Origin of the sequence: Amycolatopsis sp. NPDC098790 (genome assembly GCF_044759945.1) — a bacterium.
Classification (GTDB): domain Bacteria; phylum Actinomycetota; class Actinomycetes; order Mycobacteriales; family Pseudonocardiaceae; genus Amycolatopsis.
Genome location: NZ_JBIWAI010000004.1, coordinates 723,313 through 747,948 on the forward strand (window position 1 = coordinate 723,313; position 24,636 = coordinate 747,948).

Consider the following 24,636-nt stretch of genomic DNA (forward strand, 5'->3'; position numbering starts at 1 on the left):
AATGGCTCAAACCCGCGTTGCGTTGTCCGATCGTCTCGCTATCGTGGACCCATGGATGTGCTTGCGGACGTGCTTGCCGCGCTGCGGGCCGGTACTCCCGTTGCCGCCCACACCGAGGCGCACGCTCCCTGGGGGCTGCGCTTCGACCACACCACCGGTGCCGCCTTCCACGTTGTCCTGCAGGGCACCTGCTGGCTGACTCCGCTGCCCGGTGACGTCGCGTTCGAGCCGGTTGAACTCGGCCCCGGTGATGTCGTTCTGCTCGGACGCGGTGTTCCGCACGCCATGGCTTCGACGCCCGGCACCCCCTTGACCGACTTTCGGCCCACGCGTCCTTCCGCGACCACGCCCTTCGGGCGCGTCTCGCTGCCTGGACCCGGTGCTCGCGCGACCGTCGTCTGCGGGGCCTACCGGCTGCGGCGCCACCGGCCGCACCCGCTTCTGCGGGACCTGCCCGAAGTCGTCCACCTGCCCGCCGTGCCGGGGCGGCACCCCGGGTTGCGGGCGATGGTCCAGCTGCTCGGCGACGAACTGGCCGGGCACCCGCCCGGGGCCGCCGTTGTCGCTCCCTCGCTCGTCGACGCCCTGCTCGTCTACATGCTGCGTGCCTGGCTCAGCGAGACCGCCGGCTCTCCCGGCTGGTCCGGTGCGCTCGCCGATCCCGTCACCGCGCGGGCGCTCGACGCCATCCACGGCGATCCCGCCCGCGCCTGGACCGTCGAACAGCTCGGTGCCGCCGCCGGGCTCTCACGGGCCGCCTTCGCCCGGCGGTTCACCTCACTCGTCGGCGAACCGCCGCTGACCTACCTCACGCGCTGGCGGATGACCACCGCCGCGCGGCTGCTCCGCGAGTCCGACCGGCCGGTCGCGCAGGTCGCCGCCGCCGTCGGCTACGGGTCGGCCTTCGCCTTCGCCAAAGCCTTCCGGCGCGAGTACGCCACCACCCCGGGCGGCTACCGCGGCGCCTCAGCTGAAGTCCACCTCGACGTGCGGGTGGAGGGCCCGCAGGAAGTCGGCCGCGTCGAAGATCTCGCCCGCTGACACGACTCCCGTCGCCTTCGTCCGTCCACTCAGGATCCGCTCGACCGCTTCGACCGCCAGCGGCGCGCTGACCGCGTAGATGTCCTCGCCGCGCGCGACCGCCCGGCGTTCCTCGCCGCCGGCGCGGACCACCACGTCCACCACGAACGTCTCCGCCGCGTCGCGCTCCTTCGCCGCCGACAGCTCGCCGGCCGCGTCTGTCGTCATGTAGCTGGTGACGTCGGCGACCTTCAGGTGGCTCGGGATCGTCACGATGTCGGCCATGGAGAACTCGCCGAGCACCGGCCGGGTGCCGAGCGGCTCGGGGAACGTCCACTCCAGCGACGGCAGCGCGTCCTCGCGGTGTTCCAGCCGGCCGCCCGCGAACCGGATCCGCTTGCCGCCACGGCGTTCCCGCGACACCCGGCCCGCTTCCAGGGTGCCGGGCGTCGGGTGCCAGCCGCTCAGCCCGTAGGCGACGTGGACCTCGTCGGCCGCCGGCCAGTCGCCCATCGCCGCCGTCGCCAGCAGGTCGGCCAGGCCGCCGAAGAACGCCATCGCCGGCACCACCACCGTGGCGACGTCCAGCGTGAACGTGTCGAGGTTGGCCTCGATCTCGGCCGCGACGTCCACGTACGGAACGCCGGCGCGCGCCGTCGCCTCGACCACCGGGCGCGCGGTCGCGGCGAACGGGCCGGCGCAGTTGATCACCGCGGCGACGCCGTCCAGCGCGCGGTCGAGCGCCGCCGGGTCGTCGACCGAGGCCGGCCGCCCTCCCGGGAGCTTCGCCGCGTCGCGGCCGGAAAGGATCGGCGTGAAGCCGCGCTCGCGCAGCTCGGCCACCACGAAGCGGCCGGTGTGTCCGTAAGCGCCGTAAACCAGTACCGGAGTCATGGGGCAATCCTCGCGACGGTTCCCCGCGCGCGACAGTGTCCGGAACGACGTGCTGCGTACACTTTCGGACATGCACGCTGTCGCGCTCGCCGCCACCGACGGAATGCTGTCGTTCGAGCTGACGATCGCGTCCGAGGTCTTCGGCGACGACCCTCGCTACGACTTCGCGGTCTGCGGCCCGGCGCCGGTCCGCGTCGGCCGGTTCCTCCTGGAACCCGACGACGGCCTCGACCGGCTGGCGCGCGCGGGCACGGTGCTCGTCCCCGGCTGGGCGGACGTCGACGCGGACCCGCCCGCCGACCTGGTCGAGGCGGTACGGGCGGCCTACGCGGCGGGCGCGCGGGTGGCATCCCTCTGCACGGGCGCGTTCGTGCTCGCCGCGGCCGGCCTGCTCGACGGCCTCCGCGCGACGACGCACTGGGCGCACACGGACGTCCTCGCCGCCCGGTTCCCGCGGGTGACGGTGGACCCGGACGTGCTGTACGTCGACAACGGCCGCGTGCTGACGTCGGCGGGCAAGGCGGCGGCGATGGACCTGTGCCTCCACCTGGTCCGCGCCGACCACGGCCCCGCGGCGGCCAACGCGGTCGCCCGCCGCTTGGTGGTGCCCCCGCACCGAGCGGGCGGCCAGGCCCAGTACGTGGCCACACCGGTCCCGGCGCGCGACGACCACCCACTGGCGGCGCTGCTCCCGTGGATCACCGCGCGGCTGGACCAGCCGTTGACGGTGGAGGACCTGGCCCGCCAGGCAAGGGTGAGCACGCGGCACTTGACCCGCCACTTCCACGCGGCGACGGGCACGACCCCGTTGCGGTGGCTGTTGATCCAGCGGATCCGGCGGGCGCAGGAATTGTTGGAGAAGACGGATTCGCCGGTGGAGAAGATCGCGGTGTCGGTCGGGATGGGCACGGCGACGACGTTGCGGCGGCATTTCAACCGGACGGTCGGCGTGCCCCCGGACACGTACCGCCGCACCTTCCGCGGTTAAGGTTCGCCATGCAGTCGTACGGGTTCGTGGGCACCGGCGAGCTCACCGCCGCCATCGTCGAAGGACTCAACGAGGACGTCGCCGTCTTCCTCTCTCCCCGCAACCACGACATCGCCCACGACCTGGCAGAACGGTTCCCGACCGTCGAAGTCTGCCGGGACAACCAGGACGTGCTCGACCGCGCCAACACCGTTGTCGTCGCCGTGCGGCCGCAGGTCGTCCGAACTGTACTGACAGAACTCACTTTCCGGCCCGAGCACGTCGTCGTCAGCGCGGTCGCCGGCACCACCCTCGCGCAGCTGCGCGAATGGGCCGCCCCGGCCCATCGGATCATCCGCTCCATCCCGCTGCCCACCGCGAGCCGGCGGGCGAGCCGCACCGCCCTCTACCCCGGCGACCCCGCCGCGAGGGAACTCTTCGACCGCGTCGGCGACGTCGTCGTCCCCGCGGACGAAGCCACCCTCGCCACCTTCAGCGCCGCCACCGCCACCTTCTCCGCGCACCTCGCCCAGCTCGCCGCCGTCGCCGGGTGGATGGCCGACCACGGCGTCACCGCCGAAGACGCCGACGCCTACATCGCGCACGTCTTCGGCGAACTCGGCCGCACCCTCGCCGGCCACGGCGGCACCCTCGGCGAACTCGCCCGCAAGCACGAAACGCCCGGCGGGATCAACGAACAGTTCCGGACCACCACCCAGAACGACGACCGAACCCGCCAAGCCCTCGACGAAGTCCTTGCCCGCCTCACCAATCAATAGCGCACGTCGCTCTGCAGCAGCGGCGGGTACACAGTGGACGGTTCGCCGTCGACCGTCGCGCCCGCGAACTGCAGCATCGCCCGCTGGGCGCCGTGCATCGGCGCCGGATAATCCAGTGTCGGCGCGGAAACCTCGTCCAAGCGCGCCAAATCCGCCGCCGACAGCGTCACGTCCAAACCTGCCAAGTTGCCCGTCAAGTGCTCCAGCCGCCGAGCGCCGACGATCGGAACCACCGTTCCCGGCCGCGCCCGCAGCCACGCCAGGGAAACCGCCGCGGACGTCGTCTCCAAGGACGAAGCGATCGAAGCCACCTCGTCGATCACGGCGTACTCGGCCGGAGAAGGACCACCGACGAACGCCGCCCGGGCCGAGTCGACGGCGCCGGAATCGCGCCGGTACTTGCCCGACAAGAAGCCGTTCTTCAACGGGCTCCACGGTGTCAGCGCGATCCCCTGGTCGAGCGCGAACGGCGCCAGCTCCCCCTCCACCGTCCGCGCCAGCAGGGAGTACTCGACCTGCAGCGCGACCAGCGGCGTCCAGCCCCGCAGCGACGCCGTCGTCTGGGCCTGCGCCGTCACCCATGCCGGCGTGTTCGAGAAACCGACGTACCGGATCTTGCCCGCGCGCACCAGGTCGTCGAGGGTCCGCAGCGTCTCCTCGATCGGCGTGTGGCGGTCCCAGTTGTGCAGCCAGTAGACGTCGAGGTGGTCGGTCCGCAGCCGCCGCAGCGACTCGTCGAGCTGGGCGATGATCGACGCGCGGCCGGCGCCGCCGCCGTTGGGGTCGCCCGGGAACATGTTGCCGAAGAACTTCGACGCCAGCACCACCCGCGAGCGCAGGCCGGGCCGCGCGGCGAAGAAGTCGCCGAGGATCTTCTCCGAATGGCCGTTGGTGTAGAAGTTGGCCGTGTCGACGAAGTTCCCGCCGAGGTCGAGGTAGGTCGCGAGGATCTTCTCGGACTCCTCCACGCTGCAGCCGGCGCCGCCGGGGTCCTCGCCGAAGGTCATCGCGCCGAGCGCGAACGGGCTGACGCGCAGCCCGGACCGGCCGAGGGTGACGTAGTGGTCGAGTGGCATGGAACTCTCCTCCGGTGTCGGATCAACACCACCAGAAAACCGCAAACCCCGAGTTAGACGGTAGATCGATCGACGCAACCTCTTGCACGATCCGCGCAAAGACGATTGTCATCAGCAAGCGGCCGTGCTTCCCTGGAGCAGTGCTGACCGAGCTTCGCGACCTCGTCGCCACCCACGCGCGCGCCGACCTGCGCACGCCGGTCCCGGGCCTGCTGCTGTCCGAAGTGGACACGAGCGAGCCGCACCACTCGCTGGCCGAGCCGCTCCTGGTGGTCATGGCTCAGGGCGGCAAACGCCTGCTGCTCGGCGAGCAGGTGCACGAATACCGCGCCGGGCAGTACCTGCTGGTCGGCACCGACCTGCCGGTGACCGGCCACTTCCTCGGCGCGACCCCGCGGACGCCGGCGCTGGGCGTCGGCCTCACGCTGCGGCCCGCCGCCATCGCCCCGCTGCTACTGGAAGCCCCGCCTGGCCGGTTCCCGCGCACGCCGCCCGCGTCGCCGATCGCGACCGGGGACGCGAGCCCCGAGCTGCTCGACGCCGTCGTCCGGCTGGTGCGGCTGGTCGGCCACCCCGCCGACGCGCCCGTCCTCGCCCCGCTGATCGAGCAGGAGATCCTCTGGCGCCTGCTGACCGGCCCGCACGGCGGCCTGCTCCGGCAGATCGGCCTGGCCGACAGCGGGTCCCACTCGATCAATGGCGCGATCCGATGGATCCGCGAGAACTTCGCCGAACCGATGCGGATCGACGAGCTCGCGAAGCTGAGCGGGCTGAGCCCGTCCGCGTTCCACCGGCACTTCCGCGCGGTCACGGCGCTGAGCCCGCTGCAGTTCCAGAAGCGCATCCGCCTGCAGGAGGCCCGTTCGCTGCTGCTCGCCGACGCGGGCGACGTCGCGCGCGTCGGGCACCTCGTCGGCTACGACAGCCCGTCGCAGTTCAACCGCGAGTACCGGCGGCTCTTCGGCGCCCCGCCCGGTCAGGACGCGGCCCGCCTGCGTGCGGCGGCCGCCCCGGGGCCGCAGCTGCCCTGACGTCCGATCCGTTCAAGACCCGCGCCCGCGCCGGTGCGACGCTGGGCGCATGGCTGTGCACCTTTCCGCGGCGGCGTCGTTCATGGCGACGCACGCCCGGCTCCTCGACCGACGCCGCTTCGAGCTGCTCCGCGGCGAAACCCACGCCGACGCCGTCCTGGCCGCCGTCGACGGCTACCGCAACCCCGACGGCGGCTACGGCTGGGGCCTCGAGCCCGACCTGCGGGCGCCGGAAAGCCAGCCCGGCGGCGCGCTGCACGCCTTCGAGGTCTTCGAAGAGCTCGGCCCGGACACCACCCCGCACGCCGCGCGGCTGTGCGACTGGCTGGCCTCGGTGTCGACCCCGGACGGCGGCCTGCCCTTCGCCCTGCCCGTGGCGGACCCGGCGGGCTGCGCACCCTTCTGGGTCCAGGCCGACCCCAAGGAGGCGACGCTGCAGAGCACGGCGTTCACCGCCGGAGTCGCCCTGCGCGTCGCCCGCCACGACCGCGCGGTGCGCGACCACCCGTGGCTCGCGGCGGCGACCGAATACTGCTTCCGCGAGATCCGCGCGCTTTCCGAAGCACCCCACGCGATCGCGCTGTCGTTCGCGGTGGGCGTGGTGGACGCGGCGCACGACTTCCACGCCGAGGCGGCCCCGCTGCTGGACCGGCTGGCCGCGTACATCTCACCGGACGGGTTGGTGCCGGTCGCCGGCGGTTCGGAAGGGGAAACGCTGCGCGCACTGGACTTCGCGCCGCTGCCGGACCGCCCGGCCCGCGCGTTGTTCGCGGACGCCGTCGTCGACGCGGAGCTGCAGCGGCTCGCCGAACAGCAGCAGGACGACGGCGGCTGGCGCGTCGATTTCGCGAGTTATTCGCCCGCCGCCGAACTCGAATGGCGTGGCTACGCGACGGTCCGTGCGGTGTCGATCCTGCAGCGCAACGGAGTCGTCTGAGCTTCTACACGAGCGATGTCGAGCTTCACTCGGCCGTGGCACGTCGACGTCACCGGCGGTGACCGGTCCCGTGCCTTACGGTGTGCCCGGTCGAACCCGTACTGTGACGGGAACGCTCGCGCCCGGAGGTGAGGCATGTCGTCGCGCAACCCGTTGAGCTGGTTCGCCCGCTGGGCCGACTGGTTCGAGGAACGCGGCGTCTACGTGCCCGGCGAGGAGAGCCGCGCGGTTGACCCGGTGCGCGATTTCGGCTGGCTGATGGCCGCGTGGGTGGTCGGCGTCGCGATCTTCATCCTGCTGTTCGCGCTCGCGGTTTAAGTGGCATGTCGGTGGTGATTGTCACCACCCGTGCCGTTCCGGTCACGGATTGGCCACGGCGCGGCACCAGGTGCGCGACAACCCCCTGTGTTTCCTCGTAACCCCGCGCGATCACGGCCAGAGTGGAGCGGGTTCGCCCGGCACGCCCCGTTGCCGAACGGCACCCCCGACCCGCCGACTGGAGTACCCGCGATGGCGCTCGCGCGCACGTGCAAGATCATGTTCACCACAGGACTGCTTTCCCTGGCGGTGGCGTGCGGGGTCCCGTCGGCGCAGGACGGCACCGCGGCCCTCGGCGCGGGTTCGCCGGCGGGCGCGGGAGCGTCGGCTTCCCAGGCGGGCAACGACCTCAAGTTCGGCGCCGACCACCGGTTCGCCAGCGGCCTCACCATCTCGGTCGGCTCGCCCAAGTCGTTCCAGCCCAGCGTGTCGGCCTACCCGCGCAGCCCCCGCGGCGCGGCGTTCGACGTCGAGCTGACGAACGACGGCGCGACGACGTACAAGCTTTCGGGCCTCACGGTCACCGCGACCTCGTCGGGCAGCCCGGTCAAGCAGGTCGTGGACACGACGCAGGGGTTCACCGGCATCGCGGACGCGGGCAAGGACGTGCTGCCGGGCCGCTCGGTGCACGTCACGCTGGCGTTCGCGGTCCAGCCGGAGCCGGCCCAGCTGCGCCTGCAGATCCGCCCGAGCGCGACGGAGCCCGCCGCGGTCACCTACTGCGGCCCCGCCTGACGCTACGCTCGGTCCCATGACCGAGCGACTTTCCCCCGGCGACGAAGCCCCGGACTTCACCCTGCCCGACAGCGAGGGCAAGGACGTCTCGCTGCGCGACTACCGCGGCAAGTCCGTGGTGGTGTACTTCTACCCGGCGGCGAGCACCCCGGGCTGCACCAAGCAGGCGTGCGACTTCCGCGACAACCTCGCCGAGCTGGACGACGCCGGCTACCAGGTCATCGGCATTTCGCCGGACACGCAGGCGAAGCTGGCGAAGTTCGCCGCGAACGAGAGCCTGACGTTCCCGCTCCTGGGCGACCCGGACAAGGGCGTCATCGAGGCGTGGGGCGCGTACGGCGAGAAGAAGAACTACGGGAAGACGTACCTGGGCGTGATCCGTTCGACGTTCGTGGTGGACGCCGACGGCAAGATCGCCCACGCCTTCTACAACGTCCGCGCGACCGGCCACGTGGCGAAGCTGATCCGGGACCTCGGCCTGGCTTCTTGACGTGACGAGCCTGGAGGGGCCGGCACTCAAGCTCGGCGGGCAGATCGCCTCCGCCGCGGCGAAGTCGTGGTTGCAGAGGCGGAAAGCCACCTTCGAACGCTCTGCCGACCTGGTCGGCCTGGCGGCCGGCGAGCTGAAGGGCCCGTTGGAACGGCGCAAGCTGGAGAACCTGGTCCAGCTCATCGGCACGCAGGTCGCCGAGCAGCTGGAGCAGGTCCTCGCCGATCGCTTCTCGACGTTGCCGCAGAACGAGATCGACGCGGCTCTCCTGGCCGTCGAAGACGCATTGACGAAGGCGGATCTGTCGGACGAGGCCTTGCTGTCGGCGGACGCGGATCCCGAGCAGCTGGCCCGCCGGATCCGCGGTTCGCTGCCCGATCTGGCGGCTTCGCGAGACCTCGCCCCCAAGGCGGCGGCGTTGTACGAGCTGGCCCTCGACCAGGCGTGCCGGCAGTTGGTGCAGGTGGTGCGGCACCTGCCGTCGTTCCAGCCTCGGGCGTTGGCGGAGGTGCTGGGCCGGCTCAGCAAGCAGAGCGACCAGCTGGAGGAGCTGCTGGCCCGCCTCCCGAAGACGAGCCTCGCGGCCCCGGAAGGCATCGACCGCGACGCCGAGTTCGAGGCCGGCTATTCGAGCTTCCTCGCCCGCACCCTCGACCGGCTCGAGCTGCTCGGCCTGACCATGGACGACCAGCCCGCGTTGCCGCTGACGGTCGCCTACCTGAGCCTGAGCGTCTCGCCGGAAGGCGAATCCCGCCCGGCCGACCGTCGCATCGATGAGCTGTGGTTCGAGAAGCGGCACGACCACGTGGGCAGCGCGAACATGCGGGTGGAGACGGCGCTGAGCGACGCCACCCGGGTCCTGGTGCGCGGGGAGGCCGGGTCAGGGAAGACGACACTGCTGGACTGGCTGGCCGTGACGGCGGCCCGCGGCCGGTTCACCGGCAAGCTCGCCGGCTGGAACGGCCGGGTGCCGTTCCCGATCCGGCTGCGGTCCTTCGCCGCCGAGCCGCTGCCGCGTCCGGAGGAGTTCGTCGCGCACATCGCGCCGATGCTGGCGCCACCGGAGGGCTGGGCCCGCCGTCTCCTCGAGACCGGACGGGCCATGGTCCTGGTCGACGGCGTCGACGAAGTGGGCACGAGCCACCGCCGGGAGGTGAAGGCCTGGCTGCGCGAGCTGACGCTGGCTTTCCCGGACAACGTGGTCGTCGTGACCTCGCGCACGGCTGCGGCCGACCAGCGCTGGCTGCTCCAGGAGGAGTTCGGGTGCGTCCTGCTCGAACCGATGAACGCCGACGACATCCGAGCGCTGGTGGAGCGCTGGCACAAGGCGGCCGCGGCGGGCGGAACGGTACGGCCGGACACGGACCTGCCCGCGGTCCAGCGGCGGCTGCTCAACCAGCTCGACAGCCGCCCACACCTGCGGACGCTGGCAGCGAGTCCTCTCCTGTGCGCCATGCTGTGCGCGCTGAACCTGGCCCATCGGTCCGAGCTGCCGCGGGACCGGATGGACCTGTACCGCAAGGCGTTGTCGATGCTGCTGCACCTGCGCGATGCGGAACGCAAGATCGGCGTGATCCTCACGGAGGCGCAGAAGCAGATCCTGCTGGGTGATCTGGCGTGGCGGCTTTCGCTGGCGTCGAAGGTGGAGCTGCCGAAGGACCGCGTCCGCGACCACATCGCGCGTCGCCTGCCGTCGTTGCCGCACGTCGACCACACGCCTGACGAAGTCCTCGACCACCTTCTCGAGCGCAGTGGGGTGCTTCGCGAGCCGGTGCGGGACCGGGTCGACTTCGTGCACCGGACGTTCCAGGAGTGCTTGGCCGCCAACGAAGCGACCGAGCAGGACCACCTGGAGACGTTGATCGACCGGGCCCACCTGGACACGTGGTGGGAGACGATCGTGATGGCGTGCGGCCATGCGAAGCACCACCAGGTGGGGACGTTGCTGACGGGAATCCTGGACCGGGCGGACGAGGGAACCCGCCATGCGCGCCACCTTCGTTTGCTGGCAGCGGCTTGCCTGGAGACGGTGAGCAATGTGTCGCCGGACGTGATCGCGCGGGTCGAGCGGACGGTTCAGGAGCATCTGGTGCCGCCGCGAAGCATGCGGGAGACGCAATCGTTGGCGTCGATCGGGCATCGGGTGCTGCGGTATTTGCCGGAGACCCTCGAGGGGCTGTCGGACGCGGTGGCAGCGGCTTCGGTCCGGGCGGCGGCACTGACCGCAGGAACCGACGCGCTGAGGCTGCTACGCAACTACGCACAGGACCCTCGCCGTAACGTCCAGGATCAACTAAGTCGGGCCTGGCAGTACTTCGATCCGGAAAGGTACGCGATCGAGGTCTTGGCCGATTCGCCCCTCGCCAACGGCCGGACCATGATCAGGACCACGCGACTGTTGCCACACGTGCACCACCTCGAGAATTTGACCGAGCTGCGAGTGCATTTGCCGATTTCGGAGCCACAACTTGATCTCCGCGCACTCGACTCCCTGCCGCACTTGAGATCCATCAGTTTGTATTTCCACGACGAGGCAACTGTCGACATCGGCCCCTTGAGCGATCATCCGAACCTGTACTCGGCCTTCCTGCACTTCGCTTGCGCGTTTACCGGCATACAACGCCTGAGCGCACTCGATCAGCTGGAGTACCTGATCCTCAACAACCTGGTGCCGTGGCGTGGTCTCGAAGCCTTCGGTGAGCTGAGGAGCGTCCAGTTTCTCGCACTTCAATGCCTGCAGCGGGTGGAGGATCTCGATCCACTCGCCTCCCTGGACAAACTGCACACAGTCGCCCTTCAGGACATCCGACCGGAAGCGTTGAGCGCATCGACCCCTCTTACGAGACCAACGAAGGTCGTGCTTTATCACTGGCTCGATGCCCAAAAGATTCCGATGACCGGCGAACCGGTCGTCGAGTGCTTCCCCCGCATGACCGACCTCGAGTTGCATGAGGTGGAAATGGACGATCTCGGTCCGATCGCCACCGCGCCGGAGCTGCGCAAGCTGACTCTCGTCTCGCTCGCGGAACCGGTGGATCTCAGTCCACTGGCCGACCTGAACTTGACCATCGAAGCCACCAAGACCGAACTCCTCGGCGTGGAGAAGCTCGGCCCCGGCGTCAAGCTGATCGTCAGTTAGCCCTCCGCGAGTTCCCGCAACGCCGGGAGCAGGGCGCGCAACGCCCTGCCCCGGTGGGAAACCGCATCCTTCTCGGCCGGCTCCATCTCCGCCGACGTCCGAGACTCCCCGTCCGGCACGAAGATCGGGTCATACCCGAACCCATTGGCACCCCGCCGCGCACGAATCAGCGACCCGCGCCACTCCCCGCGGACCACCGTCTCCTCACCAGACACCAAAACAAGAGCCGCCGCGCAAACGAACTGCGCCCCACGCCTCTCGTCCGGCACGTCCCGCAACTGCCCCAGCACCAAGTCCAAATTCGCGTCGTCATCCCCGTGGCCACCCGACCACCGCGCCGACAACACCCCCGGCATCCCGTTCAACGCGTCAACAGCGATACCCGAATCATCAGCGATAGCCGGCAACCCACAAGCCGCCACGGCATCACGGGCCTTCGCCACCGCGTTGCCCTCGAAATCCGGAGCAGTCTCAGGTGCCTCCGGGAACGAAGGGACGTCCGCCAACCCGATGACCTCCAGGCCGGAAATCCCTTCCGCCACCAGGATCCGCCGCAGCTCACCGAGCTTCTTCTCGTTGCGCGTCGCCAAAAGCAGCTTCGTCACTTCGAGCCCTTCTTCTTGTCCGGACGCGGTTCCGGCAGCTCACCCGGGTACGGCAGCGCCAGCGCCTCGTTCTGCAGCCGGGTCAGCTCGGCACACCCCGCCAGTGCCACGTCCAGCATCGTGTCCAAAGTGGATCGCGCGAACGTCGCGCCCTCGCCGGTGCCCTGGACCTCGATCAGCGTGCCCGCGTCCGTCGCCACCACGTTCATGTCGACCTCCGCACGCGAGTCCTCCTCGTACGGCAGGTCGAGCCGCACCCGGCCGTCGACCACGCCGACGCTCACCGCCGCCACCGACGACGACAGCGGCTGGGGGTCGTTGAGGCGGTTCGCCGCGCCCAGCCACGTGATCGCGTCCGCCAGCGCCACGTAGCCGCCGGTCACCGCGGCCGTGCGGGTGCCGCCGTCGGCCTGGATGACGTCGCAGTCGATGACGATCGTGTTCTCGCCCAGCGCCGCCAGGTCGATGCAGGCCCGCAGCGAGCGGCCGATCAGCCGCGAGATCTCGTGCGTGCGCCCGCCGATGCGCCCCTTGACCGACTCGCGGTCGCCGCGGGTGTTGGTCGCCGACGGCAGCATCGCGTACTCGGCGGTCACCCACCCCAGCCCGGACCCGGCCCGCCAGCGCGGCACCCCTTCGGTGACGCTCGCCGCGCACAGCACGCGCGTGTTGCCGAATTCGATCAGGACCGACCCCGCCGGCCACTGCTGGAACCCCCGGGTGATCTTGATGTCCCGGAGCTGGTCGTCGTTCCTGCCATCTTTGCGAGCCACGGAGAGCACTCTAGGACCGGCGGGTCAGACGTCGTATACGGCACCCTGCTTGACGACCTCGGCGCCGGGGAACTCCGCCGACGCCTCCGCCAGAACCGCGCCGGCGTCCGTCCACGGCGCGATGTGCGTCAGCAGCAGCCGGCCGACCGCGGCGTCGCGCGCCAGCTCGCCGGCCTGCTTGCCCGACAGGTGCACGCCGGCCGGCCGCTCCGCCGAGTCCGTCCAGGACGCCTCGGCGAGCAGCAGGTCGACGCCGTCGGCGAGCTCGTTCAGCGCCCGGCACGGCCCCGTATCGCCGGTGAACGCCAGGATCCGGCCGCCGTAGGAGATGCGCAGGCCGTACGCCGGGGTCGGGTGGTCGACCTCGACCGCGACGACCTCGAACGGCCCGATCCGGAACGGCTCCGGCCGCAGCGGGTGGAAGGCGTAGACGTCCGACAGGTCCGTGACGGCGCGCTCGGTCTCGTTGGGCGCGTACGCGTTCGCGAGCCGGACCGGCGCGTCCGGCGGCGCGTAGAGCGGCAGCAGTCGCGGGCGCGCCGGGTACGGCGGCGCCGGGTGGTAGCGCCGCAGGACGGTGAGTGCGCTGACGTCGGCGCAGTGGTCCGGGTGCAGGTGCGTGAGCACCAAGGCGTCCAGGTCGAACGGATCGGCCACGGCCTGCAGCTGCGCCAGCGTGCCGTTGCCGAGTTCGAGGCCGAGCAGGAAGCCCTCGGCCTCGACCAGGTAGCCGGACGCCGCGGTGTTCGGCCCGGGGATGCTGCCGGAGCACCCGAGGATGGTCAGTCGCACTTCGACACCCTAAGCGCCTTGAGGTCCGATCACGCGGTGGTGGGAGCGAGGACACCCGGGGCGAACCCCATGAACCGCGCGGCGAGCCGGGTGAACGGCTCGGCCGAGCCGGTGGCCAGGAACTCGTGCCGCGGCGGCGTCTCGCGGGTGGTCAGCAGGTCCCGCTCGGTGAGCACGCGGACGACGTCCTTGGCCGTCTCCTCCGCGCTCGAGACGAGGGTGACCTCCTGGCCCATCACGATCTGCAGCACGCCCTGCAGGAGCGGGTAGTGCGTGCAGCCGAGGACGAGCGTGTCGACCTGCGCGTCGAGCAGCGGCTGGAGGTAGCCCTGCGCGAGCCCGAGGACCTGGCGGCCCGAGGTGATGCCGCGCTCGACGAAGTCGACGAACCGCGGGCAGGCGACGCTGGTGAGCGTGATGCCCGGCGCGGCGGCGAACGCGTCCTCGTAGGCGCGCGAACGCACGGTGCCTTCGGTGCCGATGACGCCGACCCGGCCGGTGTGGGTGGCCACGACGGCGCGGCGCGCGGCCGGGAGGACCACCTCGATCACCGGCACGTCGTAGCGCTCGCGCGCGTCGCGCAGGCAGGCCGCCGACGCCGTGTTGCACGCGATGACCAGTGCCTTCACGCCGCTCTCGACGATCTCGTCGAGCGCCTCGAGCGCGTAGCTGCGGGCGGTGGCGATCGGGAGCGGCCCGTACGGGTTGCGGGCCGTGTCGCCGACGTACCGGAGCTGTTCGGCGGGCAGCTGCTCGAGCAGCGCCCTCGCGACCGTCAGCCCGCCGACACCGGAATCGAACACGCCGATCGGGGCATCAGCGGGCGAAGAAGTCACCCTTCGAGGTTACCCGGGGCCGCGGGCTCGGCTTTGCGGGACTTGCCGGTGCGGCTGGTCAGCCACGCCGCGAGGACGCCGGCCAGCGCGCCGAAGACGTGTCCCTGCCAGGAAACGCCGGGGTTGCCCGGCAGCAGGCCGGCGAGCATGCCGCTCCACACGCCGAGCAGGACGACGGCGATCAGGATCTGCCCGGCCGCGCGGTTGAAGATGCCGCGCACCAGCAGGTAGGCGAGCCAGCCGAAGGCCAGCCCCGACGCGCCGACGGTGACCGCGTTCGCCGGGCCGACCAGCCAGACCCCGAGCCCGGACACCACCCAGATGATGGCCGTGACCAGGGCGAACCGGCCGATCCCGGCGGCCATGGCGAGGAAGGAGAACAGGAGCACCGGCACGGTGTTCGCGAACAGGTGCGACCAGCCGGCGTGCAGGAGCGGCGCGAAGAGCACGCCGTCGAGGCCGGAGAGGGCTCGCGAGTGGATGCCGCCCTGGTCCAGGTCGCCGGGCAGGATCACGTCCGCCAGCTCGACCAGGTAGAGCAGCAGGGTGAAGGAGAGCGCCACGAGCGCGGCCGCCTTGGGTCGCGGCGGCAGCACGCGCTTGGCGGCGTCGGTTTCCGGGGCGGGGTTCAAGGTGCTCACGTGATCGACGGTACGTCCGTCCGGACGGGTCCACCTCGGGTGAAATCCCTGATCCGGGCTTTTTGTCGGTCCCTCCCGCTAGCGTCTGCAATATGGGGAACATCGACGTGAACGGGTACCTGAAGCGGCTCGGCTTGGAGGCAGAACCGCCGAGTTCGGCCGCCCTGCGGCGGCTGCACGCGGCGCACGTCGAGCGCGTGCCGTACGAGGCGCTGGAGATCCAGCTCGGGCGGCCGACACCACTGGAGCCGCCGGCGTCGCTGGCGCGGATCCTGCGTGGCCGCGGCGGGTACTGCTACCACTTGAACGGCGCCTTTTCGGCCCTGCTGCGCGAGCTCGGCTACCAGGTCACGCGCCACCTCGGCGGGGTGCAGGGCGGTCCGGGCGACGCGCCGAACATCGACCGCAACCACCTGGCGCTGACCGTCACCGGCCTGCCGGACGACCCGGCGGCGACGTGGCTGGTGGACGCGGGGCTGGGCGACGGCTTCCACGAGCCGCTCCCCCTACGGGAAGGCACCTACACGCAGGGGCCGCACACCTACCGGCTGCGGCCGTCGGAGGTGGCGCCGGGCGGCTGGCGGTTCGACCACGACCCGTCGGGCAGCTTCACCGGCTTCGACTTCGCCCCGGGCGCGGCGGAGATGGCCGACTTCGCGGAGAAGCACGCGTGGCTGTCGACGTCACCGGAGTCCGGGTTCGTCCGGGTCTGCGTGCTGCAACGCCGGGACGCGGCGGGCGTCGACACCCTGCGGGCGCGGACGCTGAACCGCCACGGCGTCAAGGAGGTCGTCGAGTCGCCGTCGGAGTGGTGGACGGCCGCGGCGGACGTCTTCGGCATCACCCCGGACCTGTTCACGGACGGCGAGCGCGAGCGGCTGTGGCGCCAGGTCGTGACCCAGCACGAGGCCCACACGGGAGGGCCGGTGGTCAGCGTGTGACCGGAGCCGCCGGCAGCGGCGCCTTGCCGAGCGCGAAATCGACGGCGGCGTCGGCGTGCAGGCTGGTGGTGGGGAAGGTCGGCACGGGCGAGTCGTCCGGGCCGACGAGCAGCTCGATCTCGGTGCAGCCGTAGATGATCCCCTCGGCACCCGCCTCGACGAGCCGCGCGATCACCTCGCGGTAGGCCTGCCGCGAGGTCTCCTCGACGACCCCGAGCACCAGTTCGTCGTAGATGACGCGGTGGACGAGGTCGCGGTCTTCGGCACCGGGCACGAGCACGTCGAGGCCGTGCGCGGCGAGCCGGTCGCGGTAGAAGGGCTGACCCATGGTGAACCCGGTGCCCAGCAGCCCGACCCGCCGGACCCCGGCGGCCTTGACGGCCATGGCGGTGGCGTCGCCGAGGTGCAGCAGCGGGATGCCGAGGCCGGTCGTGAGCTGGTCGGCGACCTTGTGCATGGTGTTGGTGCAGAGGACGACGAAGTCGGCCCCGGCGGCTTCGAGGGCCCGGGCGGCCCGGTTCAGCTCGGCCCCGGCGTCGTCCCACCGGCCGTCGGCCTGCATGGCTTCGATCGCGGCGAAGTCGACGGAGTAGAGCACGGTGTGCGCGGAGTGGAAGCCGCCCAGCAGGGCTTTCACGCGTTCGTTGACGAGCCGGTAGTACTCGGCCGACGATTCCCAGCTCATCCCGCCCAGCAGCCCGATGACCTTCATGATGGTCAGCATGCCCGAACTGCGCACGGCTTTCGCCGGGGTGTCGAACGTCCTGGTCACCGACGGCACCTCGGCCGTCCTGGTCGACGGCTTCTAGCGGCCTTCGCTGCTGAAGATGGCGACCGGGGCCACGCTGGCGGGCTCGCCGTCGACGCGGATGGTCCAGGAGGACTACGACCTGGCCGCCGAGCCGTTCGCGGAACTCGTACCGGGCCGGGCGATCGAGTTCGGCGCCTTCACGGTGACGCCGGTCGACGCCTTCAAGACCGGGCGGTGCTACTCGTTCCGCATCGCGCACGCGGCGGGCAGCGTCGTGGTCCACGCGTCGGCGAACTTCGTGCCCGGCGCGCTCGCACCGCGGAAGGTCCGCCCGATCCACTGGGACTCCCTTCTGGCGCCCGCTCTCCAAGCCGCTGAAGCCGCTGCCGAAGGTGTTCGACGACCTGGAGACGACCATGGCCACCTTCCGGCGGCTGGCCGACGCCGACGGCGTCGACCTCGCCCTCCCCGCGCTGTGGAAAGCCGAGTGACTCAGGCCCAGAGCTGCCCGTCCAGCCGTTCGGCGGCCTCGTCGAGCGACCCCGCGTAAGCCCCGGTCGAGAGGTATTTCCACCCCGCGTCCGCGACGACGAAAGCCACGTCCGCCGCCTCGCCGCGTGCCGCGGCCTTCTCGGCCACCGCCAGCGCCGCGTGCAGCACCGCGCCCGTCGAAATCCCCGCGAAGATGCCTTCGTGCTCCAGCAGCTCACGCGTGCGGCGCAAAGCGTCGTACGCGCCCACGGAGTACCGGCCGTTGAGCACCGAAGCGTCGTACAGCTCCGGGACGAACCCCTCGTCGAGGTTGCGCAGGCCGTACACCAGCTCGCCGTAGCGGGGCTCAGCCGCGATCACCTGGACGTCCGGCTTCGCCTCGTGCAGGTACCGCCCGACGCCGACCAGCGTGCCCGTCGTGCCGAGGCCGCCGACGAAGTGCGTCAGCGTCGGCAGGTCCTTCAGCAGCTCGGGCCCGGTGCCGCGGTAGTGCGCGTCGGCGTTGGCCGGGTTGCCGTACTGGTAGAGCATCACCCACTCGGGGTTCGCCTCGGCCAGCTCCTTCGCCCGCCGGACGGCCTCGTTCGAGCCGCCCGCGGCCGGGGAGAACACGATCCGCGCGCCGTAGGCCTGCAGCAGCTGCTTGCGCTCGGTCGAGGTGTTCTCCGGCATCACGCAGACCAGGCCGTAGCCCTTGAGCTTGGCGGCCATGGCCAGCGAGATGCCGGTGTTGCCCGACGTCGGCTCCAGGATCGTGGAGCCGCGCCGCAGCTTGCCCTCACGCTCGGCGGCTTCGATCATGGCCAGCGCGGGGCGGTCCTTGATCGAGCCGGTCGGGTTGCGGTCCTCCAGCTTCGCCCAGAGGCGCACGTCGTGCGTGGGCGAGAGCCGGGGCAGCCCGACCAGCGGGGTGCCGCCGAGCGCGTCGAGCAGGGACTCGAAGCGAGCCATCGATCAGCCACCGGCCACGGCGGGGAGGATGGTCAGGGTGTCGCCGTCCTTGACCTCGGCCTCGAGCCCGCCGGCGAAGCGCACGTCCTCGTCGTTCACGTAGACGTTGATGAAGCGGTGCAGCTTCTCCTCCTTCACCAGGCGCGCCTTGAGGCCGGCGTGCCGGGACTCGACGTCGTCGATGACCTCGAGGACGGTCGCGCCCTTCGCCTCGACGGACTTCTCGCCGCCGGTGTGGGTGCGCAGGATCGTCGGGATGGAGACGGTCACGGCCATGGGTTCTTACCTCCGGTGGTTTCCTAGACGCAGACGCCTTCGGCGCGCGGTTTGTTCCGTGGGCTCAGCCGACGATCTCGACCGGCTCCTCGGTGATCTCGGCGTCCACGATCCGGTACGACCGGAACTCGTGCACTTCGGGGTCGCGGGTGGAGACGAGCACGTAGTGCGCGTCCGGCTCGGCGGCGATGTTCGCGTCGGTCCGCGACGGGTAGGCCTCGGTCGCGGTGTGCGAGTGGTAGATCACCACCGGCACCTCGTCGTTCGCGTCCATCTCGCGGTAGAGCTTCAGCAGGTCGCCGGAGTCGAACTCGTAGAACGTCGGCGACCGGGCGGCGTTCAGCATGGGGATGAACCGCTCGGGCGAGTCGGACCCTTCGGGCCCGGCGATCACGCCGCAGGCCTCGTCGGGGTGGTCACGACGGGCATGGGCGACGATCTCGTCGACGAGTTCACGGCGGATCCGGAGCACACCGACATCTTAGGTGGTGGACACAAGCTGTCCAGATGATGAGACATTGCGCTCACCAGGACAATCAGGGGATGCCGATGCCCGCGCAAGCCCGCGAACGCTGCCGTGAATTCCTCGAAGACGGCGAAGTGATCCAGTACCTCATCCCCGGCATTTCCCTCTACGTCGACGGCGTCCGCACCCGCGCCGCGTTCTTCGTCGTGGTCACCGACCGCGCCATCACGGTGCTCTACGGCGGCCGGTTCCGCCGCAACACGCCGAAGGCGGTCTACGACCGGGTCTCCCGGCGCACCGAGATCGGGCCGGTCGAGGTCCACCCGTCGCTGGGCCCGGTGCTGTCCTTCGCCCGGCTGCACCTGGAGATCGACGAGGAGTACGTCAGCGCCGTCCGCGCGGCGAACCTCGAAGGCGCCCACGACCTGCCCCCGGACCCGCTCCCGGACCTCTGACAGGTCACAGCTCCAGGAAGACCGGCACGTCGTCCCGGGCCAGCGCGGCCGTCGCGACGTGGCTTTCCAGCTCCTGAAGCCAGGCGACCTTCGTTTCGGCGCCCCACCGCGTCGCGAACAGGTCGTCGACCGGCACCTCCCAGCGCGGCTGCCGCAGGTACGCCGACTGGGCGTGGGCGAGCACCAGCCGCAGGTCACGGGCGCCCGCGAGGTCGAGCTCCAGCACCGTCGCGCCGGACCACGCCTCGAGCACCCGGGAGAACGATGCCACCACTTCGGCGCGCATCGCGGCGCCGTGCCGGTCCCGGAAGGCCGCACTCGGCTTGCTGCGCCGGTACGCGTCGGGGAACAGCGTGGCGTCGGCGATCCGCTTCCGCCCGGAGCCGGCCAGCCGGGCCGCGACGTCGGTGAGGGTGCGGTGCAGCACCGACGCGGTGTTGGGCGCCAGCGCGAGCCGGACGCACCCGGACCACGCCGTGACGTGCGCGAAGTCGGTCACGGGGCCGGCTCGAGGGTCGCGTGCAGGCCGCGGACCTGCAGGGCCGCGACGACGTCCTCCGCCGGTCCGGCCGGCAGCGGGTCGAGCCCGGCCGAGCCGGTCGTGTGGATCCGCTCCGCGGCGGCCAGGGACTCCTCGGCGGGCAAGCCGAGCAGCTCGGCCAGCACGAGCGCCACCCCGGCGTAACTGTTCACGTTGTCGTCGTGGATCCGGACGACCCACTTCTCGTCGAGCTGCACCCCGGGATGATCCGAACCGGGCCGCCCGGCGTTACGCGAACGCCTCCGGCCAGACGTCCCGGTAGGCCGGCACCCCGCCGGCCGTCGTCGCCGCGAGCAGGCCGTGGACCATCGCCCGCGCGAACACCCGCGCCGCCGCCGAACACAGCGCGTCCAACGCCGCCGGACGGGCCGCCGCGCCGAACGGGCCGCTCGCCTCCGGCAGCTCGCGCGCGCCCGTGGCCAGCGCGAACACCGTGTCACCGTCGAACATCGTGTGCGCCGGGCGCACCGCGCGGGCCAGGCCGTCCTGAGCCGCCACCGCCAGCCGCCGAGCCTCGGCCTTCGACAGCGCCGCGTCCACCGCGACCACGCCGATCGTCGTGTTCAGGTCGGTCCGCCGCGAAGCCAGCTCCGCCGGCCGCGAGGGCCACGTCACGCCGAAGTCGCCGTGGTCGGCCGCGTACGCCCGGCCGGTCGTCAGGTCCACGGCCTCGCCCGCCGCGTTGACCGCTGCTAGCGCCCCGACCGTGTACTCGCCGACGACCTCGCTCGCGGAACCGATCCCGCCCTTCAGCGATCCCACGGCTGCCCCCGCGCCCGCGCCGACCGTCCCCTGCGCGAACGACTCGGAAGCCGCGTCGCAGGCCGCGTAGCCGAAAGAAGCGTCCGGCCGGTTGCCCCACTCGCTGCGCGGCAGGTCGAACAGCACGGCCGCGGGCACGATCGGCACGACCTCGTGCGGCTGCGTCCCGACCGGAAAACCCAGGTTGCGCTCCGAAAGCCACTTCATCACGCCGTCCGCCGCCGCGAGGCCGTACGCGGAACCACCCGAGAGGCACACGGCGTTGACCCGCTGCACCAGGTTCTCCGGCTCCAGCAGGTTGGTCTCGCGCGTGCCGGGCGCGCCGCCGCGCTGGTCGACGGCGCCGACCGCGCCGTCCGGGACCAGGACCACCGTCGTCCCGGTCGCCCAGCCGCCGCCGACCCGCTCGTGGTGCCCGACGAGGACACCCGGCACGTCGGTGATCATCCGGTCAGCGCCTGGATCAGCGTCTCCTGCACCCACGTCAGCCAGTGGTAGACGCCCAGGTGCGGCGCCCGCGGGTCGTCCTCGGGCAGCTCGTCGGGCATGTCCTCGGTGACGTCGAGCGCGGTGCCCAGCGCCAGCCGGACGTCGTTGAGCGCGCCCAGCCACGCGTCGGCCTGCTCCTCGGTCAGCCGGACGTGGCCGCCGTCGCGCGGCAGCGTGTCGAGCACGATCTTCGCGACGCCGACCTTGACGTCCAGCAGCTCCGGCTCGTGCAGCGAGCGCATCGCCGCGGCCGAGTCGAGGTCCTCGCGCGACGGGTTGTCCGGGTCGAGCTTGTGGAAGTCCGGGAGCAGCCGCGACAGCACCGGGTCGTCCGGCGACTCCGTGGGGCCGATGCGGATCCCGGTCAGCTCGGCGAGCTCGTCCTGCGGCGCCTCCTCGGCGCGCGCGGTCAGCATGTCCTCGAGCTGGCTCACCAGCCCGCGCAGCACGGCCGCTTCCTGCTGCTCGAAGCCCGCGTGGATCACCGCGCCCTTGCGCCGCCACCCGTTCACGAGGGCTGCTCCATGGTCGCCCACAGGCCCGCCGCGTGGAGCTTCGCCACGTCCGTCTCGACCTTCTCCTTGCTGCCGGACGACACGATCGCCTTGCCCTTCTGGTGCACGTCCAGCATCAGCTTGGTGGCGTGGTCGCGGCTGTAGCCGAACAGCTTCTGGAAGACGTACGTCACGTACGACATGAGGTTCACCGGGTCGTTCCAGACCACGGTCCGCCAGGGGGTGTCCGACTCGGCGACTTCCGCACCGGCCGGTTCGACCTGCGTCTGTTCGGATGCGACAGGCGTGGACATGCACCCCATGGTGTCACGGGGCGCACGGGGTACGCCGCGCCAGGTCCGGCCATGTGGGTGAATAGGCTTACCCCATGGGTTCACCGGAGCCGGCGACGGCCAGCACTGCGCTGCTCACCGACCACTACGAGCTGACCATGCTGGGCAGCGCGCTCGCCGACGGGACGCACGCGCGGCCCTGCGTGTTCGAGGTGTTCGCCCGGCGGCTACCGGACGGGCGCCGCTACGGCGTCGTCGCCGGGACCGCCCGCGTCCTCGACGCGATCGCGGACTTCCGCTTCACCGACGCCGAGCTGGGGCAGCTGGAGGCCACCGCGGTCGTCGACGACGCGACGCTGTCCTGGCTCGCCGACTACGAGTTCTCGGGTGACGTCGACGGCTACCCCGAGGGCGAGCTGTACTTCCCGGGCTCCCCGCTGCTGACCGTCACCGGCTCGTTCGCCGAGTGCGTGCTGCTCGAGACGCTGGTGCTGTCGATCCTCAACCACGACAGCGCCATCGCGTCGGCCGCGGCCCGGATGTCCGGCGCCGCGCACGGGCGCCCGATCATCGAGATGGGCGGGCGCCGCACGCACGAGTACGCCGCCGTCGCGGCCGCGCGCGCCGCCTACCTGGCCGGCTTCGCGACCACGTCCAACCTGGAAGCCGGTCGCCGCTACGGCATCCCGACCCGGGGCACCGTCGCGCACGCCTTCATGCTGCTGCACGACAGCGAAGAAGCCGCGTTCCGCGCGCAGGTCGAGAAGATGGGCGCGGACACGACCCTGCTCGTCGACACCTACGACATCACCGCCGGCATCGAGACGGCGGTCCGCGTCGCCGGGCCGGAGCTCGGCGCGATCCGGATCGACTCCGGTGACGTCGGCCCGCTCGCCCGCCGCGCCCGCGAGCAGCTGGACTCCCTCGGGGCGAAGGACACCCGGATCGTCGTGTCGGGCGACCTCGACGAGCACGCCATCGCGGCGCTGCGCGCGGAGCCCGTGGACGCGTACGGCGTCGGGACGTCGGTGGTCACCGGGTCCGGCGCGCCGACCGCCGGAATGGTCTACAAGCTGGTCGAGGTGGACGGCAAGCCGGTCGCCAAGCGCAGTGCCCACAAGGAGTCCCGCGGCGGGCGCAAGTCCGCGCTGCGGCGCCACCGCGACACGGGCACGGCGGTCGAAGAGGTCGTCTGGACGACGTCCGGGAAGGCGCCCGAGCCGGACGCCAACGACCGCCCGCTGCAGATTCCCCTGATCCGCGGCGGCCGCGCGGAGGCGGATCTGCCTACGCTCGACGACGCGAGGCAGCGGCTGCGCCGCGGCCTGGTCAGCCTGCCGTGGGAGGGCCTCAAGCTCTCGCACGGCGAGCCCGCTATCCCGACGCAGTTTTTGTGAAAGACACTGTCTCTGAACGGAGCTGGACATGGGGACCGCGCTGATCGTGGTGGACGTGCAGAACGACTTCTGCGAAGGGGGTTCGCTCGCGGTCGCGGGCGGCGCGGCGGCCGCTTCGACGATCTCGGCGCTCAGCGTCAGCGGCGGGTACTCGCACGTGGTGGCCACCCGTGACCACCACATCGACCCGGGTGCCCACTTCAGCGACACCCCGGACTTCAAGGAGAGCTGGCCGCCGCACTGCGTGGCCGGCACGCCGGGCGCGTCGTTCCACCCCGCGCTCGACGTCGTCCCGATCGGCGAGGTGTTCTCGAAGGGCGAGTACAGCGCGGCCTACTCGGGCTTCGAAGGCGCGTCCCGGGACGGGAAGTCGCTGGAAACGTGGCTGCGCGAGCACGACGTGACCGACGTCGACGTCGTCGGCATCGCGACCGACTACTGCGTGCGGGCGACGGCGCTGGACGCGGCCCGGGCCGGCTTCGGCGTGCGGGTGCTGCTCGACCACACGGCCGGGATCGCGCGCGCGTCGGTCGACAGCGCGCTGCGGGACTTCGACGAAGCCGGCGTCGCGCACACCGGAACGGCGCACGTCGCGTGAAGGACCTGCAGGCCCAGCTGGCGGAACACCGGCTCGTCGCGATCCTGCGGGCCACCGACGCGTCCCGGTTCGCCGACGCGGCGATGGTGCTGCACGCGGCGGGCGTCCGCCTCCTCGAAGCGACGCTGACGACACCGGGCGCGCCCGCGGCCATCACCGCGTTGCGCCTGGCACTCGGCGAAGAAGCGCTGATCGGCGCGGGCAGCGTCCGCGAAGCGTCCGATGTGGACGTCGCGGTCGACGCGGGCGCGGCGTACCTGATCACGCCGACGGTCAACCCGGCGGTGCTGGAACGCGCGGCCGAGCGGGACACCCCGGTGGTCTGCGGCGCGCTGACACCGACGGAGATCGACCAGGCGTGGCGCCTCGGCGCGGCCGCGGTGAAGGTGTTCCCGGTGGCGGCGGTGGGCGGGATCGCCTACCTGCGCGCGGTCCGGGCGCCGCTGCCGGACGTCCCGCTGGTCCCGACGGGCGGCGTCCACCTGTCCGACGTCGAGGGTTACTTGAGGGCGGGCGCGATCGCGGTGGCCGCGGCAACACCGCTGTTGGGCGACGCGCTCTCGCCGTCCGGCAGCCTCCCGGACTTGGCGGCCCGGGCGGGCGAGTTCGTCGCGGCAGCCGCCCGCTTCAAAACCCCCTGATCCGCACTTTCCTAGGGAAAGATGCGGTTCGGAGCCCCGAACCGCCATCTTTCCCT

Annotated in this window: 30 protein-coding genes; 14 read left to right on the forward strand and 16 right to left on the reverse strand. The window is 71.6% G+C overall.

The genetic code is table 11. The annotated features are described in order from the left end of the window. Positions 1 to 51 precede the first annotated feature (51 nt). The gene (locus ACIQWX_RS32750) at positions 52 to 1,041 is read left to right on the forward strand and encodes an AraC family transcriptional regulator (RefSeq protein WP_400879341.1); all 990 of its coding nucleotides are present in this window, start codon (positions 52 to 54) and stop codon (positions 1,039 to 1,041) included. Here ACIQWX_RS32750 and ACIQWX_RS32755 read toward each other — a convergent pair. Beyond that, positions 967 to 1,914: a saccharopine dehydrogenase NADP-binding domain-containing protein gene (locus ACIQWX_RS32755; protein ID WP_400879344.1), complete on the reverse strand. Its 948-nt coding sequence runs from the start codon at positions 1,912 to 1,914 to the stop codon at positions 967 to 969. The two genes, ACIQWX_RS32750 and ACIQWX_RS32755, sit on opposite strands and share 75 nt — an antisense overlap. Positions 1,915 to 1,984: 70 nt before the next feature. Between ACIQWX_RS32755 and ACIQWX_RS32760 the strand changes: the two genes are divergently transcribed. Both ACIQWX_RS32760 and ACIQWX_RS32765 read left to right on the forward strand, forming a co-directional pair. Continuing rightward, the gene (locus tag ACIQWX_RS32760; RefSeq protein WP_400879346.1) at positions 1,985 to 2,902 is read left to right on the forward strand and encodes a helix-turn-helix domain-containing protein; all 918 of its coding nucleotides are present in this window, start codon (positions 1,985 to 1,987) and stop codon (positions 2,900 to 2,902) included. A gap of 8 nt (positions 2,903 to 2,910) precedes the next feature. Beyond that, complete coding sequence (locus ACIQWX_RS32765; RefSeq protein WP_400879348.1) at positions 2,911 to 3,660, forward strand: NAD(P)-binding domain-containing protein; 750 nt, start codon at positions 2,911 to 2,913, stop codon at positions 3,658 to 3,660. Here ACIQWX_RS32765 and ACIQWX_RS32770 read toward each other — a convergent pair. Continuing rightward, the gene (locus tag ACIQWX_RS32770; protein WP_400879351.1) at positions 3,654 to 4,736 is read right to left on the reverse strand and encodes an aldo/keto reductase; all 1,083 of its coding nucleotides are present in this window, start codon (positions 4,734 to 4,736) and stop codon (positions 3,654 to 3,656) included. The genes ACIQWX_RS32765 and ACIQWX_RS32770 overlap by 7 nt on opposite strands. A gap of 140 nt (positions 4,737 to 4,876) precedes the next feature. Between ACIQWX_RS32770 and ACIQWX_RS32775 the strand changes: the two genes are divergently transcribed. The 6 genes from ACIQWX_RS32775 to ACIQWX_RS32800 all read left to right on the forward strand — a co-directional run bounded on the left by ACIQWX_RS32775 (position 4,877) and on the right by ACIQWX_RS32800 (position 11,386). Continuing rightward, positions 4,877 to 5,767 carry an AraC family transcriptional regulator N-terminal domain-containing protein gene (locus ACIQWX_RS32775; protein ID WP_400879354.1) on the forward strand — a complete coding sequence of 297 codons (891 nt, stop codon included), beginning with the start codon at positions 4,877 to 4,879 and terminating at the stop codon, positions 5,765 to 5,767. Between the two features lie 49 nt (positions 5,768 to 5,816). After that, entirely contained in the window at positions 5,817 to 6,704 is an 888-nt protein-coding gene (locus ACIQWX_RS32780) for a hypothetical protein (RefSeq protein WP_400879357.1), read from the forward strand. A 135-nt stretch (positions 6,705 to 6,839) separates the two neighbouring features. Then, positions 6,840 to 7,022, forward strand: coding sequence for a hypothetical protein (locus ACIQWX_RS32785; protein ID WP_400879360.1), 183 nt, complete (start codon positions 6,840 to 6,842; stop codon positions 7,020 to 7,022). A gap of 192 nt (positions 7,023 to 7,214) precedes the next feature. Further along, complete coding sequence (locus ACIQWX_RS32790; RefSeq protein ID WP_400879362.1) at positions 7,215 to 7,757, forward strand: hypothetical protein; 543 nt, start codon at positions 7,215 to 7,217, stop codon at positions 7,755 to 7,757. 16 nt (positions 7,758 to 7,773) lie between these two features. Then, positions 7,774 to 8,247 carry a thioredoxin-dependent thiol peroxidase gene (bcp, locus tag ACIQWX_RS32795; protein WP_400879364.1) on the forward strand — a complete coding sequence of 158 codons (474 nt, stop codon included), beginning with the start codon at positions 7,774 to 7,776 and terminating at the stop codon, positions 8,245 to 8,247. A gap of 1 nt (position 8,248) precedes the next feature. After that, positions 8,249 to 11,386 carry an NACHT domain-containing protein gene (locus ACIQWX_RS32800; protein ID WP_400879367.1) on the forward strand — a complete coding sequence of 1,046 codons (3,138 nt, stop codon included), beginning with the start codon at positions 8,249 to 8,251 and terminating at the stop codon, positions 11,384 to 11,386. Here the strand turns inward: ACIQWX_RS32800 and rdgB are convergent. From rdgB to ACIQWX_RS32825, 5 genes are read right to left on the reverse strand one after another with little or no spacing between them, the layout of a single operon-like run. Then, positions 11,383 to 11,991 (reverse strand): RdgB/HAM1 family non-canonical purine NTP pyrophosphatase, encoded by a 609-nt coding sequence (gene rdgB, locus ACIQWX_RS32805; RefSeq protein ID WP_400879369.1) that lies wholly within the window; start codon positions 11,989 to 11,991, stop codon positions 11,383 to 11,385. The genes ACIQWX_RS32800 and rdgB overlap by 4 nt on opposite strands. After that, positions 11,988 to 12,764: a ribonuclease PH gene (gene rph / locus ACIQWX_RS32810; protein WP_086679794.1), complete on the reverse strand. Its 777-nt coding sequence runs from the start codon at positions 12,762 to 12,764 to the stop codon at positions 11,988 to 11,990. The genes rdgB and rph overlap by 4 nt, the downstream gene beginning before the upstream one ends. Positions 12,765 to 12,788: 24 nt before the next feature. Next, positions 12,789 to 13,556 (reverse strand): MBL fold metallo-hydrolase, encoded by a 768-nt coding sequence (locus tag ACIQWX_RS32815; protein ID WP_372664185.1) that lies wholly within the window; start codon positions 13,554 to 13,556, stop codon positions 12,789 to 12,791. A 29-nt stretch (positions 13,557 to 13,585) separates the two neighbouring features. Further along, entirely contained in the window at positions 13,586 to 14,392 is an 807-nt protein-coding gene (gene murI / locus ACIQWX_RS32820) for a glutamate racemase (RefSeq protein ID WP_364452653.1), read from the reverse strand. Beyond that, positions 14,389 to 15,033, reverse strand: a complete 645-nt coding sequence (locus ACIQWX_RS32825) for a rhomboid family intramembrane serine protease (protein WP_400879373.1) — start codon at positions 15,031 to 15,033, stop codon at positions 14,389 to 14,391. The genes murI and ACIQWX_RS32825 overlap by 4 nt, the downstream gene beginning before the upstream one ends. A gap of 92 nt (positions 15,034 to 15,125) precedes the next feature. Between ACIQWX_RS32825 and ACIQWX_RS32830 the strand changes: the two genes are divergently transcribed. Continuing rightward, positions 15,126 to 15,974: an arylamine N-acetyltransferase gene (locus ACIQWX_RS32830; RefSeq protein WP_400879376.1), complete on the forward strand. Its 849-nt coding sequence runs from the start codon at positions 15,126 to 15,128 to the stop codon at positions 15,972 to 15,974. On the opposite strand, the gene ACIQWX_RS32835 is transcribed toward ACIQWX_RS32830, so the two are convergent. The 4 genes from ACIQWX_RS32835 to ACIQWX_RS32850 form a co-directional block, all read right to left on the reverse strand. After that, positions 15,964 to 16,686 (reverse strand): aspartate/glutamate racemase family protein, encoded by a 723-nt coding sequence (locus tag ACIQWX_RS32835; RefSeq protein ID WP_400879379.1) that lies wholly within the window; start codon positions 16,684 to 16,686, stop codon positions 15,964 to 15,966. The genes ACIQWX_RS32830 and ACIQWX_RS32835 overlap by 11 nt on opposite strands. A gap of 531 nt (positions 16,687 to 17,217) precedes the next feature. Then, on the reverse strand, positions 17,218 to 18,168 hold the full coding sequence (locus ACIQWX_RS32840) for a PLP-dependent cysteine synthase family protein (RefSeq protein ID WP_086679770.1): 951 nt from the start codon (positions 18,166 to 18,168) through the stop codon (positions 17,218 to 17,220). A 3-nt stretch (positions 18,169 to 18,171) separates the two neighbouring features. Further along, positions 18,172 to 18,444 carry a MoaD/ThiS family protein gene (locus ACIQWX_RS32845; RefSeq protein ID WP_176175260.1) on the reverse strand — a complete coding sequence of 91 codons (273 nt, stop codon included), beginning with the start codon at positions 18,442 to 18,444 and terminating at the stop codon, positions 18,172 to 18,174. 64 nt (positions 18,445 to 18,508) lie between these two features. Further along, positions 18,509 to 18,916 (reverse strand): Mov34/MPN/PAD-1 family protein, encoded by a 408-nt coding sequence (locus ACIQWX_RS32850; RefSeq protein WP_400879382.1) that lies wholly within the window; start codon positions 18,914 to 18,916, stop codon positions 18,509 to 18,511. A 71-nt stretch (positions 18,917 to 18,987) separates the two neighbouring features. Here ACIQWX_RS32850 and ACIQWX_RS32855 point away from each other — a divergent pair, with 71 nt between their 5' ends. Next, positions 18,988 to 19,365 carry a hypothetical protein gene (locus tag ACIQWX_RS32855; protein ID WP_400879384.1) on the forward strand — a complete coding sequence of 126 codons (378 nt, stop codon included), beginning with the start codon at positions 18,988 to 18,990 and terminating at the stop codon, positions 19,363 to 19,365. Positions 19,366 to 19,369: 4 nt separating this feature from the next. Here ACIQWX_RS32855 and ACIQWX_RS32860 read toward each other — a convergent pair whose 3' ends face one another. Genes ACIQWX_RS32860 through clpS form a run of 5 tightly spaced genes read right to left on the reverse strand, consistent with a single transcriptional unit; the run spans position 19,370 to position 21,965 of the window. Further along, entirely contained in the window at positions 19,370 to 19,864 is a 495-nt protein-coding gene (locus tag ACIQWX_RS32860; RefSeq protein WP_400879387.1) for a hypothetical protein, read from the reverse strand. Beyond that, the gene (locus ACIQWX_RS32865; protein WP_400879389.1) at positions 19,861 to 20,103 is read right to left on the reverse strand and encodes an ATP-dependent Clp protease adaptor ClpS; all 243 of its coding nucleotides are present in this window, start codon (positions 20,101 to 20,103) and stop codon (positions 19,861 to 19,863) included. Before ACIQWX_RS32865 ends, ACIQWX_RS32860 begins: the two co-directional genes overlap by 4 nt. Positions 20,104 to 20,134: 31 nt before the next feature. After that, a complete protein-coding gene (locus tag ACIQWX_RS32870) occupies positions 20,135 to 21,115 on the reverse strand; it encodes a P1 family peptidase (RefSeq protein WP_400879392.1) in 981 nt (326 codons plus the stop codon). After that, complete coding sequence (locus ACIQWX_RS32875) at positions 21,112 to 21,669, reverse strand: DUF2017 domain-containing protein (RefSeq protein ID WP_400879395.1); 558 nt, start codon at positions 21,667 to 21,669, stop codon at positions 21,112 to 21,114. The genes ACIQWX_RS32870 and ACIQWX_RS32875 overlap by 4 nt, the downstream gene beginning before the upstream one ends. Beyond that, a complete protein-coding gene (clpS, locus tag ACIQWX_RS32880) occupies positions 21,666 to 21,965 on the reverse strand; it encodes an ATP-dependent Clp protease adapter ClpS (RefSeq protein WP_013229464.1) in 300 nt (99 codons plus the stop codon). The genes ACIQWX_RS32875 and clpS overlap by 4 nt, the downstream gene beginning before the upstream one ends. Positions 21,966 to 22,039: 74 nt before the next feature. Between clpS and ACIQWX_RS32885 the strand changes: the two genes are divergently transcribed. Genes ACIQWX_RS32885 through ACIQWX_RS32895 form a run of 3 tightly spaced genes read left to right on the forward strand, consistent with a single transcriptional unit; the run spans position 22,040 to position 24,580 of the window. Beyond that, the gene (locus ACIQWX_RS32885; RefSeq protein WP_400879398.1) at positions 22,040 to 23,341 is read left to right on the forward strand and encodes a nicotinate phosphoribosyltransferase; all 1,302 of its coding nucleotides are present in this window, start codon (positions 22,040 to 22,042) and stop codon (positions 23,339 to 23,341) included. 28 nt (positions 23,342 to 23,369) lie between these two features. Beyond that, entirely contained in the window at positions 23,370 to 23,939 is a 570-nt protein-coding gene (locus ACIQWX_RS32890; RefSeq protein WP_400879401.1) for an isochorismatase family protein, read from the forward strand. Further along, positions 23,936 to 24,580, forward strand: a complete 645-nt coding sequence (locus tag ACIQWX_RS32895; protein ID WP_400879404.1) for a bifunctional 4-hydroxy-2-oxoglutarate aldolase/2-dehydro-3-deoxy-phosphogluconate aldolase — start codon at positions 23,936 to 23,938, stop codon at positions 24,578 to 24,580. The genes ACIQWX_RS32890 and ACIQWX_RS32895 overlap by 4 nt, the downstream gene beginning before the upstream one ends. Positions 24,581 to 24,636: the final 56 nt, after the last annotated feature.

Bases quoted from the DNA above. Each gene is read 5' to 3' on its own strand.
- ACIQWX_RS32890 (WP_400879401.1), top strand. From the start codon at position 23,370: ATGGGGACCGCGCTGATCGTGGTGGACGTGCAGAACGACTTCTGCGAA.
- ACIQWX_RS32870 (WP_400879392.1), bottom strand. From the start codon at position 21,115: ATGATCACCGACGTGCCGGGTGTCCTCGTCGGGCACCACGAGCGGGTC.
- ACIQWX_RS32885 (WP_400879398.1), top strand. From the start codon at position 22,040: ATGGGTTCACCGGAGCCGGCGACGGCCAGCACTGCGCTGCTCACCGAC.
- bcp (WP_400879364.1), top strand. From the start codon at position 7,774: ATGACCGAGCGACTTTCCCCCGGCGACGAAGCCCCGGACTTCACCCTG.
- ACIQWX_RS32770 (WP_400879351.1), bottom strand. From the start codon at position 4,736: ATGCCACTCGACCACTACGTCACCCTCGGCCGGTCCGGGCTGCGCGTC.
- clpS (WP_013229464.1), bottom strand. From the start codon at position 21,965: ATGTCCACGCCTGTCGCATCCGAACAGACGCAGGTCGAACCGGCCGGT.
- ACIQWX_RS32765 (WP_400879348.1), top strand. From the start codon at position 2,911: ATGCAGTCGTACGGGTTCGTGGGCACCGGCGAGCTCACCGCCGCCATC.
- ACIQWX_RS32855 (WP_400879384.1), top strand. From the start codon at position 18,988: ATGCCGATGCCCGCGCAAGCCCGCGAACGCTGCCGTGAATTCCTCGAA.
- ACIQWX_RS32845 (WP_176175260.1), bottom strand. From the start codon at position 18,444: ATGGCCGTGACCGTCTCCATCCCGACGATCCTGCGCACCCACACCGGC.
- ACIQWX_RS32790 (WP_400879362.1), top strand. From the start codon at position 7,215: ATGGCGCTCGCGCGCACGTGCAAGATCATGTTCACCACAGGACTGCTT.
- ACIQWX_RS32755 (WP_400879344.1), bottom strand. From the start codon at position 1,914: ATGACTCCGGTACTGGTTTACGGCGCTTACGGACACACCGGCCGCTTC.
- ACIQWX_RS32760 (WP_400879346.1), top strand. From the start codon at position 1,985: ATGCACGCTGTCGCGCTCGCCGCCACCGACGGAATGCTGTCGTTCGAG.
- ACIQWX_RS32780 (WP_400879357.1), top strand. From the start codon at position 5,817: ATGGCTGTGCACCTTTCCGCGGCGGCGTCGTTCATGGCGACGCACGCC.
- ACIQWX_RS32830 (WP_400879376.1), top strand. From the start codon at position 15,126: ATGGGGAACATCGACGTGAACGGGTACCTGAAGCGGCTCGGCTTGGAG.
- ACIQWX_RS32835 (WP_400879379.1), bottom strand. From the start codon at position 16,686: ATGAAGGTCATCGGGCTGCTGGGCGGGATGAGCTGGGAATCGTCGGCC.
- ACIQWX_RS32750 (WP_400879341.1), top strand. From the start codon at position 52: ATGGATGTGCTTGCGGACGTGCTTGCCGCGCTGCGGGCCGGTACTCCC.
- ACIQWX_RS32840 (WP_086679770.1), bottom strand. From the start codon at position 18,168: ATGGCTCGCTTCGAGTCCCTGCTCGACGCGCTCGGCGGCACCCCGCTG.
- ACIQWX_RS32785 (WP_400879360.1), top strand. From the start codon at position 6,840: ATGTCGTCGCGCAACCCGTTGAGCTGGTTCGCCCGCTGGGCCGACTGG.